Here is a 9,335-nt window from a genome sequence, read left to right on the forward strand (position 1 = left end):
CACACGGTCGAGACCACCACCCCCACCGGACACCGACACCGATCCCGCGCACCCGCCCCACCCACACCCGCACGCACACCGGCGCCGGCGCCGGCGCACCGCCCGATGGCGGAGATCCACCGACCGGCGTTCGACCTCGCCCTCGCCGACAACTTCGCGGCCTAGCGGGGCTGCGGCCCCGCTACGAGGACTTCTTGACCGCCCAGGCGCGGACGGCGTTGATGCGCGCCCGCAGCTGGTCGGCGTTGGCCACGGCCGAGGCCGGTCCCCCGCACTCCTTGCGGAGTGCGGCGTGGGTGACGCCGTGGGGCTGGCCCGTGCTGTGGTTCCAGGCGCCGACGAGACCGTTGAGCTCGCGTCGCAGGACGGCGAGCTGCTCGTGGGTGGAGACCTCCGCGACCGTGTCTGCGGCCGGCGTGTCGCTGCCGGCGCGAGCAGCAGCCCGCGCCTGCGCCTTGGCGCCCTCGCTGGTGCGGTGCTTGAGCAGCTCGCGCATCTGGTCGGGCTCGAGGAGGCCGGGGATGCCGAGGAAGTCCATCTCCTCCTCCGAGCCGTACTGGTCGCCGTCGTAGAGCACGTGGTCGAACGTGGCGTCGGAGCCGAGGGCCTCGAAGGGCAGACCCTCGTCGTCGCCGTCGCCGTCGCCGGCCTCGGCTTCTGCCATCAGCTCCTTCTCGGCGGCGAAGATGTCGTCCTCGTCGGTGATCTTGCGGCCGAGCACGTGGTCGCGCGCTACCTCCATCTCGGAGGCGTGGGTGAGCAGCACCGGCACCGACGGCAGGAAGATCGACGCCGTCTCCCCGCGGGCACGGGCGCGCACGAAGCGGCCGATCGCCTGGGCGAAGAAGAGCGGGGTGGAAGTCGTGGTCGCGAAGACCCCGACAGCGAGCCGAGGCACGTCGACACCCTCGGAGACCATGCGCACGGCCACGAGCCAGCGGGAGTCGTTGTGGGTGAACTCCCCGATCTTCTTCGAGGCACCCTTCTCGTCGGAGAGCACCACGGTCGGCGCCTCACCGGTGATCGAGCGCAGGGTCTTGGCGTAGGCCCGCGCGGTCTCCTGGTCGGTCGCGATGACCATGCCGCCGGCGTCGGGGACGTGGCGTCGTACCTCGGTCAGCCGCTTGTCAGCCGCCGCGAGCACCGACGGGATCCACGAGCCCGACGGGTCGAGGGCGGTGCGCAGCGCCTGGTTGGTCATGTCCTTCGTCAACGGCTCGCCGAGGCGCGCCACGATCTCGTCGCCGGCGCGCGTGCGCCACGACATCTCCCCGGAGTAGGCCAGGAAGAGGACGGGGCGGACGACGTGGTCGGCCAGCGCCTCGGCGTAGCCGTAGGTGAAGTCGGCCACCGAGCGCGGGATGCCGTCGTCGCCTGGGGCGTAGGTCACGAACGGGATCGGGTTCACGTCGGAGCGGAACGGCGTCCCGGTGAGCGCGAGCCGACGGGTCGCGGGCCCGAAGGCCTCGCGGACGCCCTCGCCCCACGACAGCGCATCGCCGGCGTGGTGCACCTCGTCGAGGATCACCAGCGTCTTGAAGCGCTCGGTGCGGATGCGCAGCGCGAGCGGGTTGACCCCGACGCCGGCGTAGGTGACCGCGATCCCGAGGAAGTCGCTGGAGATCTTGCCCTTGCCGGCCGAGTAGGTCGGGTCGAGCGGGATGCCGGCACGCGCGGCCGCCTCGGCCCACTGCAGCTTGAGGTGCTCGGTGGGGGCCACGACCGTGATCCGGTCGACGATGCGGCGTCCGATCAGGTCGGCGGCCACCGACAGCGCGAACGTCGTCTTGCCGGCGCCGGGCGTCGCGACAGCGAGGAAGTCGCGCGGCGAGCGCTCGACGTAGTCGCGCATCGCAGCCGTCTGCCAGGCGCGGAGCGACGGGGCCGTGCCCCAGGCAGCACGCTCGGGCCAGGCAGGGGTGAGCGCGGGAGTGAGGTGCGGGTCTTCGGTCGGTCCGGTGGCGGGGTGGCCGCCCGTCACTCGCCGGAGCCCGCGTCGTCGTTGAGGGACTCCCAGGCGTCCTTGCAGTCGGGGCACACGGGGAACTTCTCCGGAGCGCGGCTCGGCACCCACACCTTGCCGCACAGCGCGACCACGGGAGTGCCCATCACCATCGCCTCGGTGAGCTTGTCCTTGTCGACGTAGTGACTGAACTTCTCGTGGTCGCCGTCGTCGGTCGGGACCGTGCGCTCGTCCTCACGGATCTTGGTGTCGGTCGAGGTGCCGAAGCCGAAGCCGTCAGAGGAGGAAGTCACGAGGAGTGAGTCTAGAGGTTTCCGGCGGGGCTTTCGACTCGTCGCGCCAGTGCCACCAGCGAGCAGCCCGCCAGGGCGAGGGACACCAGGCCGAGCAGTGGCGCTCCGTACGTGCGAGGCAGCCAGATCGCGGCCGCCGGCAGGACGACCAGCAGGCCGAACATCCCGGCGGCGATGCCGAACCCGTAGGCGAGGCCGGCACGACGAGTGCGCACCGTGACCAGCGCCAGGACCAGCAGGACGGCGCCGAGCACCAGAGCGATGGCGCCGAGGATCAGCGCGACCCCGGCGAGGTTGTCGTCGGGCTCGGAGAGGAAGAAGTAGGCGTAGCAGAAGAAGACACCGGCAGCGAGAACCACGACTGCGACGACCAGGTGCCACCAGGCAAGCGCCCGGACGACGGTGCGCAGGCGATCGGGCTGGGTCTGAGGGTGCGTGGGCCGAGTCATGACCGGAGTCTGCGTCAACGGGTGGTGCGGGCCATGCGTGTGCGTACTCAGTTGAGCTCGGGATCGGCCGGTCGCGTGGAGTGCAGCGCCAGGTCGCCGGGTTGCCGGCGCAGCACGTCGCGCCACAAGTTCGTCGTGTCGGCGCGGAAGACGTCGTCCGCGGTGCCGGGCACGACATACCAGCTGCCCTCCGCGATCTCGGCGTCCAGCTGACCACTCCCCCAGCCGGCGTAGCCGGCGAAGATACGCAGGTCCTCCAGGTCGGGTCCGGCCAGCTCGACGGGGGTGTCGAGGTCGAGCAGGGCGAGTCGGTCGACGACCGAGCGGAAGCCGAGCATCTCGTCGTCGGAGCGCCGCAGCGCGACGGCGAGCGCCCCGTCGGTCTCGACGGGTCCGCCCTGGAAGAGCACCTCGGGCTCGGCCACCGAGTCCGACCAGGGCGCCAGCACCTGCCCGACCGCCAGCGCGGTCGGGCGGTTGAGGACGACCCCGAGCACACCTTCGGCGTCGACGTCGAGGAGCAGCACGACGGTCGCGGCGAAGTTGGGGTCCTCGAGCGCCGGCGTCGCCACCAGCAGCATCCCCGCACTCATCTCGCTCACCCGTCCATCATGACGGGTGAGCCGTGATCCGTCAGGCAGCCAGGACCGAGCGCAGCCGGGCGAGGAAGCTCGGACGGGTCCGGGCCAGGGTGTGCATGGTCGGCACGGGCCGCGCGGCGCGGGTCGCCCGGGCGGCTTCCTCGATGCGGGCACCGACGGGGGCTCCGGCGAGGTCGCCGATCCCCGAGCGGCCGGCCATGGTGGCCATGAGCACGCGCTCCTTGACCGCGGCCCGGGCGAGCGCCCAGCCCATCTCGTCGTCGAGCGGGTTGGCTCGGTAGTGGTCGAGCAGGGCGCGCACGCCCGGGAGCTCGTCGGCCGCCGCGATCCAGGCGGCCTGGACGGCGCGCTCGAGGTCCATCGGCTCGGTCTGCAGCTGCCGCTCGATGTGGCCGGAGAGTCGGGTGTGCCACTTCAGCTGCAGGGCGCCCACGAGGTCGAGCTCGTCGCCGAACGTCTCGGCCACGCCGTCGACATCCATGGGGAGGCGGGCGTCGAGGCGGGTGTTGGCAGTCTCGATCACCGCGCGCAGGGTCTCACCGCGGGTGTGCAAGGAATTCCAGGTCATGGTCAGCTCCTCACTGATCAAGCACTCGCATACTGCGAGTACGTACTTTCAGTATGCAACCGGGCACGGGCCTTTCAAACGTCATCGACGGTGATCCTGCCCACGATGATCTGCGCCACAGCCGCCGTCATAGGGTGAGGACATGGCGAAGTCGCCCAAGTCCTCGAAGAGCCCGGTGAGCAAGTTGGTGCCCAAGGTGCCGACGCTCCCGACCGTCCCCGGGGCGGGCCGACGCGCGGCGTACTCGTCGTCCACCAAGAGGGCACTGGTCGACGTCGCCGAGGAGCTCTTCACCGACCACGGCTACGCCAGCACCTCCCTCGACGCCATCGTCGCCGGGGCGCAGGTGACCAAGGGCGCCCTCTACCACCACTTCTCCGGCAAGCAGGCGCTCTTCGAGGCCGTCTTCGAGCGGGTGGAGTCGGAGTCGTCGAAGGCGATCCAGAAGGCCATCAAGAACGAGAAGGACCCCTGGGTGAAGGCACGCAGCGGCCTGCGCGCCTTCCTCGCAGTGGTCCAGCAACCGCGCTACCGCCGCGTCGTCGTGCAGGAGGGGCCCTCGGTGCTCGGCTACGCGCGCTTCCGCGAGCAGGAGGAGCGCTCGACCTTTGCGATGGTCGTGGAGATCCTGCGCGCCGTGCTCGAGGCCGGGTCGTGGGAGCTCGACGACGACATGGTGCAGACCTTCGCCCGGATCTTCTTCGGCGCGATGTCGTCGGCGGGCGAGTCGGTGGCCGGCTCCGACGACGCGACCGCAGCGGCCGAGCGGGTCGAGGTCGCGATCGGCTTCATCATCGCCGGTTTCCAGGCCTTGGCCGACGCAGGCCAGGCGATGCCGACGGGCATCGTCAGGGACTGACGTCCACCCCGCCGGTGGCCATCGGCACCAGCTCGATCCAGGTCCGCCCCGGTGGGACCGCGAGCTCGACCTCGCCCTGTGGCGTCGTGCGGGTCAGCCTGAGCGGCGAGTCGAGGGTGCTCTTGCTCCAAGTGCCAGGCACCACGCGACCGGCGTGGAACAGCTGGGCCGCGCCCTCCCCGACGAGCTTCGTCTCGGGCACGGTGTTGCCGGCCGGGTCGCGGTAGCCCGCGTCGCCCACCTTCACCCGCAGGACGAGCACCGAGTCGGCAGGGAACTCGTCGCCGGTCGCGGCCAGCGAGCCGGTGTCGACGTAGCCGACGCGCTCGCCCTCGTCGTCGTAGGACCAGCTGGTCGTGTGCGCGGAGGAGAACCGGACGTCGAAGGACGTCGCCGGCTGCCCCGCGGGGAGCCGGCGGGCCGGGCCGAAGGGCAGGTAGTCGGGCGGCCGGACCGCGTCGTCGACGCGGAGCGCCTCGGCGACGTCGCCGAGGTCGGCCATCAGGTCGTACGGCGCGCGCCGCGCCGCCTCTCGGAAGAAGCCGGCGCTGCCCTCGGTGACGTAGGGGACGTCCGCGCGGCGCAGGCGCGTGATGGTCTGGGCAGCGGCACCACTCGTGACCATCGTGGCGTCGACCGGCGAGACGATGCCGATGTCGGAGGCCCGCATGGAGCGCACCGGACCGACCACGCCGGGGGTCCGGGAGTAGAAGAACACCGCCAACCGGGTGACGCCGCCCTCGACGAGCTCCTCGACGACCAGGTCGGCCGACGACAGGCCCTGCTGCGGGGCGCTCGAGGCGGTGTTGTCGAGCTTGAGGACCAGCACCGGGTGGTCCTTCGCGGCCGAGTCGGAGCCCGAGCGCAGACCGGTCAGCGGCCACGTCTCGGGAGCCTGCCGCTCGCCGACGTCGGCGGTGTTCGACGACGACGGGTCTGTGCAGCCGGCCAGCGCCAGGCCGACGGCGATCCCCAGCGTGACGAGCACGGGGGCCGGGGATCGCCGTCGCCGGCGCAGGATCACGACGTCAGCCGAGCTTGGCGCCACCGTCGACGTAGAGCGTCTGACCGGTGATGTAGGAGGCCTCGTCGCTGCAGAGGAACGCCGCGGCGGCCGCGATGTCCTCGGGGAAGCCGACCCGCTTGACCGGGTTGTGCTCGGCGTTGAGCGCGCGGAACTCGTCGACGTCCATCTTGAGCCGGGCCGCGGTGGCGTCGGTCATCTCGGTGGCGATGAAGCCGGGGGCGATGGCGTTGGCGTTGATGCCGAACGGGCCGAGCTCGATGCCGAGGGTGCGGGTGAAGCCCTGCACACCCATCTTCGCCGCGGAGTAGTTGGCCTGGCCCCGGTTGCCGAGCGAGGAGACGCTCGAGAGGTTGAGGATCTTGCCGTACTTCTGCTCGACGAAGTGCTTCTGAGCGGCCTTGGTCATCAGGAACGCACCCTTGAGGTGGACGTTCATGACGAGGTCCCAGTCGTCCTCGGTCATCTTGAAGAGCAGGTTGTCGCGCGTGATGCCGGCGTTGTTGACCAGCACGTGGATGCCGCCCAGCTCGGCGACGACGCGGTCGACCGCTCCGGTGCTGGCCTCGGCGTTGCTGACGTCGCAGCCGATGCCGACGTGCTTCGCACCGTCACCCGCGGGCAGACGCGACGCCGCGTCGGCGGCCTTGGTCTCGTCGAGGTCGAGGATCGCGACCGACGCGCCCTCCTCCGCGAACCGCGTCGCGATTCCGAACCCGATGCCCTGCGCGGCACCGGTGACCACGGCTACTCGCCCGTCGTAACGACCCATCGTCTGTGTCTCCCATCGAAGCGTGCTGGTGCGTGTGCACCCTGTCGGGGCTCACAGTAGACGGGGGCTGCACGGCGCTAGAGCACCGACCGCAGTCGTGCGGCGTGCTCCTCGGCCTCGCCGTCGGCGTACTTCACCCGCGGCCAGAAGAATCCGCGCAGGCCGTCGCCCTTGGTGCGCGGGACGACGTGCAGGTGCAGGTGGGGCACCGACTGGCTGACGGTGTTGTTGATCGCGACGAAGCTGCCCTGGGCCCCGAGCTCGACGACGGCCGCGCAGAGGCGCTGCGCCGCCTCGAGGAACCCGTCGCGCTGCTCGGCCGGCAGGTCGGGAAGGGTCGCGTGGTGCTCGCGGGGCACCAGCAGCACGTGGCCCTTGAAGACCGGCCGGGTGTCGAGGAAGGCCATCACCGCCGGCTCGTCCAGCACCACGTGGGCCTCGGACTCGCCGGCGATGATCGCGCAGAAGACACAGGTCACGACCGCGACCTTACGACCGCTCGGCGAATGCCCTCGGAACGCCTAGGACTGCCAAGCGAGCCACTCGTCGCGCGCGTCGACGACCGAGTCGGGGTGGTCGGCGAAGAGCCCGTCGACGCCGGCGTCGAGGAAGGCCGTCGCCTCGGCGTGGACGTCGCCCTTCGCGTTCGGGTCGGAGCCACGACGGAAGTCAGTGGCCATGTAGCGGTTCTCGTCACGCAGCGTGTAGACGACGACCTCCAGGCCGGCCGCGTGCGCGTCGTCGACGAGGCTCGTTGGCGCGGTGCTGGCTCCGGTGACGGGGTCGACGGGGATCACCTGGCGCTTCTCGGGCCCGACCCAGTCGGCGTAGCGCGCCACCCGACGCAGTCCGGACTCGCTGACCAGGTCGGCGTAGGTGACCCCGGTGCCGGTGACGACCTGGTCGTAGGGCGCACCCGCCCCGGAGGTCAGCTGCGAGAGCGGCAGGTCGGTGAGCCGGTCCAGCTCGCGCAGGTTGTCGACCTCGAAGGACTGGATGACCACCTTCGACTTCTTGCGCTCCAGCCTGGCCGCGCGCAGGTCGCGCAGCATCGGCTCCTCGAGCGAGAGCCCGATGCCGTCGAAGTAGGTCGGGTGCTTGGTCTCGGGAGCGACCCCGACCACCCGGCCCGTGCGCCGCTTCTCCTCAGCGACCAGGTCGAGCACCTCGGCGAACGTCGGGATCTCGAACCAGCCGTCGTAGCGGGTGTTGTCGGGTCGCACCTGGGGCAGCCGCTCCTCGGCCCGCAACGTCTTGAGCTCGGCGAGGGTGAAGTCCTCGGTGAACCACCCGGTCGTCGGGATCCCGTCGATCACCTTGGTGGTGCGCCGGTCGGCGAACTCCTGGTGGTCGGCGACGTCGGTCGTGCCGCTGATCTCGTTCTCGTGACGGGCGACCAGGACGCCGTCCTTGGTGGAGACGAGGTCGGGCTCGATGTAGTCGGCGCCCATCGCGATCGCCAGGCGGTACGACGCCAGGGTGTGCTCGGGGCGGTAGCCCGAGGCGCCGCGGTGGCCGAAGACGAGCGGGGTGTCGGCCCGCGACGGCGCCGCCGCCGGCCGGTCGGTGGCCGGCGCCGCGAGCGACGGGCTCGCGGGAGAGACCAGCGCGACGAGGAGGGAGGGGATGACGAGGGAGGGCGCGAGGACGCGCCGGGTCCGGGGGTTCATGGCCGGAAGCCAAGGCCCGTCGTGCAGACCTCCGGTGAACGGCAGGTAGCACCCGAGGTTCTGGAGATGACGTTTGGAGGAGCCGTGACCGTCACTGCCAGGCGCCGGCGTCAGCATGCACAAGCTGACCGCCGATCCAGGTCTGCGCCACCAGCGGCACCCCGGGGCGGTAGCTCAGGTGCACGTGGGACGGTGCGTCGAGGACCACGAGGTCTGCACGTGCGCCGACGGTGAGCACGCCGACGTCGTCGCGTGCGAGAGCGCGTGCGCCGCCCGCGGTGGCGGCCCAGAGCGCCTCGTACGGCGTCATCCCCATGTCGCGGACGGCCAGGGCGATGCAGAACGGGAGCGAGCTGGTGAAGCTGGACCCCGGGTTGCAGTCGCTGGCCAGGGCCACGGTCACCCCGGCGTCGAGCAGCCGGCGGGCGACGGGCCAGGGCTGCCGGGTGGAGAACTCGACGCCGGGCAGCAGGGTGGCGATCGTGCCGGACGCCGCGAGCGCGTCGACGTCGGCGTCGCTGACGAAGGTGCAGTGGTCGACGGCGACCAGGCCCAGCTCGCAGGCCAGCCGGACGCCGGGGCCGTAGGTGAGCTGGTTGGCGTGCAGTCGCCCCCGCAGCCCGACGGCCATTCCGGCCTCGAGCACCGCGCGCGCCTGGTCGGCGTCGAAGGCACCCTCCTCGCAGAAGGCGTCGATCCACCGGGCGTGGGGCGCTGCTGCCGCGAGCATCTCGCCGGTGACGAGGTCGACGTACGACGCCGGGTCGGTGCCGCTGGGCACTACGTGCGCGCCGAGGAAGGTGGTGTCGTCGGTGAACCGTCGCGCGATCGCGAGGCTGCGCGTCTCGGTGGCGACGTCGAGCCCGTAGCCGCTCTTGATCTCGAGGCTGGTCGTGCCCTGACGCTGCATCTCGGCGACCAGCCGGGCGACGTTGCGCTCGAGCGTCTCGTCGTCGGCGGCACGCGCGGCCGCGACCGTCGTCCGGATGCCGCCGGAGGTGTAGGACTGCCCCGTCATCCGGGCCTCGAACTCCGCCGACCGGTCGCCGGCGAAGACGAGGTGGGAGTGGCTGTCGACGAAGCCCGGGATCACCGCCCGCCCCTCGACGTCGACGCGCCGGTCGGTCGACGGGGC

At 71.5% G+C, this 9,335-nt stretch carries 11 protein-coding genes; 1 reads left to right on the plus strand and 10 read right to left on the minus strand.

Annotation, left to right across the window (positions count from 1 at the left end; translation table 11 throughout):
- Nucleotides 1-181: 181 nt before the first annotated feature.
- The 5 genes from VOI19_RS07825 to VOI19_RS07845 all read right to left on the minus strand — a co-directional run bounded on the left by VOI19_RS07825 (nt 182) and on the right by VOI19_RS07845 (nt 3,875).
- Entirely contained in the window at nt 182-1,852 is a 1,671-nt protein-coding gene (locus VOI19_RS07825; protein WP_416366355.1) for a DEAD/DEAH box helicase, read from the minus strand.
- A 125-nt stretch (nt 1,853-1,977) separates the two neighbouring features.
- Nucleotides 1,978-2,205: a DUF3039 domain-containing protein gene (locus VOI19_RS07830; protein ID WP_323792412.1), complete on the minus strand. Its 228-nt coding sequence runs from the start codon at nt 2,203-2,205 to the stop codon at nt 1,978-1,980.
- A 62-nt stretch (nt 2,206-2,267) separates the two neighbouring features.
- Complete coding sequence (locus VOI19_RS07835) at nt 2,268-2,705, minus strand: hypothetical protein (RefSeq protein WP_323792404.1); 438 nt, start codon at nt 2,703-2,705, stop codon at nt 2,268-2,270.
- Nucleotides 2,706-2,752: 47 nt separating this feature from the next.
- On the minus strand, nt 2,753-3,298 hold the full coding sequence (locus VOI19_RS07840; protein WP_323792413.1) for a YqgE/AlgH family protein: 546 nt from the start codon (nt 3,296-3,298) through the stop codon (nt 2,753-2,755).
- A 40-nt stretch (nt 3,299-3,338) separates the two neighbouring features.
- A complete protein-coding gene (locus tag VOI19_RS07845) occupies nt 3,339-3,875 on the minus strand; it encodes a hypothetical protein (protein WP_323792405.1) in 537 nt (178 codons plus the stop codon).
- A gap of 142 nt (nt 3,876-4,017) precedes the next feature.
- On the opposite strand from VOI19_RS07845, the gene VOI19_RS07850 reads away from it, so the two are divergent.
- Nucleotides 4,018-4,734: a TetR/AcrR family transcriptional regulator gene (locus VOI19_RS07850; RefSeq protein ID WP_323792406.1), complete on the plus strand. Its 717-nt coding sequence runs from the start codon at nt 4,018-4,020 to the stop codon at nt 4,732-4,734.
- Here the strand turns inward: VOI19_RS07850 and VOI19_RS07855 are convergent.
- The 5 genes from VOI19_RS07855 to hutI form a co-directional block, all read right to left on the minus strand.
- Nucleotides 4,724-5,758: a DUF3048 domain-containing protein gene (locus VOI19_RS07855; RefSeq protein ID WP_323792407.1), complete on the minus strand. Its 1,035-nt coding sequence runs from the start codon at nt 5,756-5,758 to the stop codon at nt 4,724-4,726. The two genes, VOI19_RS07850 and VOI19_RS07855, sit on opposite strands and share 11 nt — an antisense overlap.
- A gap of 4 nt (nt 5,759-5,762) precedes the next feature.
- Nucleotides 5,763-6,530, minus strand: a complete 768-nt coding sequence (locus VOI19_RS07860) for a 3-oxoacyl-ACP reductase FabG (RefSeq protein ID WP_323792408.1) — start codon at nt 6,528-6,530, stop codon at nt 5,763-5,765.
- Nucleotides 6,531-6,607: 77 nt separating this feature from the next.
- Nucleotides 6,608-7,009 (minus strand): HIT family protein, encoded by a 402-nt coding sequence (locus tag VOI19_RS07865; protein WP_323792409.1) that lies wholly within the window; start codon nt 7,007-7,009, stop codon nt 6,608-6,610.
- A gap of 42 nt (nt 7,010-7,051) precedes the next feature.
- Nucleotides 7,052-8,200 carry a glycerophosphodiester phosphodiesterase gene (locus tag VOI19_RS07870; RefSeq protein WP_323792410.1) on the minus strand — a complete coding sequence of 383 codons (1,149 nt, stop codon included), beginning with the start codon at nt 8,198-8,200 and terminating at the stop codon, nt 7,052-7,054.
- Nucleotides 8,201-8,291: 91 nt separating this feature from the next.
- A partial coding sequence (gene hutI, locus VOI19_RS07875; protein ID WP_323792411.1) for an imidazolonepropionase occupies nt 8,292-9,335 on the minus strand: 1,044 nt, incomplete at its 5' end.

Source organism: Nocardioides sp., assembly GCF_034670285.1.
In the GTDB taxonomy this organism is placed as follows: domain Bacteria; phylum Actinomycetota; class Actinomycetes; order Propionibacteriales; family Nocardioidaceae; genus Nocardioides.

What these genes read in the sequence shown, in the direction of transcription:
- VOI19_RS07840 (WP_323792413.1), bottom strand. Translation starts at nt 3,298, where the DNA reads ATGAGTGCGGGGATGCTGCTGGTGGCGACGCCGGCGCTCGAGGACCCC.
- VOI19_RS07850 (WP_323792406.1), top strand. Translation starts at nt 4,018, where the DNA reads ATGGCGAAGTCGCCCAAGTCCTCGAAGAGCCCGGTGAGCAAGTTGGTG.
- VOI19_RS07835 (WP_323792404.1), bottom strand. Translation starts at nt 2,705, where the DNA reads ATGACTCGGCCCACGCACCCTCAGACCCAGCCCGATCGCCTGCGCACC.
- VOI19_RS07845 (WP_323792405.1), bottom strand. Translation starts at nt 3,875, where the DNA reads ATGACCTGGAATTCCTTGCACACCCGCGGTGAGACCCTGCGCGCGGTG.
- VOI19_RS07860 (WP_323792408.1), bottom strand. Translation starts at nt 6,530, where the DNA reads ATGGGTCGTTACGACGGGCGAGTAGCCGTGGTCACCGGTGCCGCGCAG.
- VOI19_RS07870 (WP_323792410.1), bottom strand. Translation starts at nt 8,200, where the DNA reads ATGAACCCCCGGACCCGGCGCGTCCTCGCGCCCTCCCTCGTCATCCCC.
- VOI19_RS07825 (WP_416366355.1), bottom strand. Translation starts at nt 1,852, where the DNA reads ATGCGCGACTACGTCGAGCGCTCGCCGCGCGACTTCCTCGCTGTCGCG.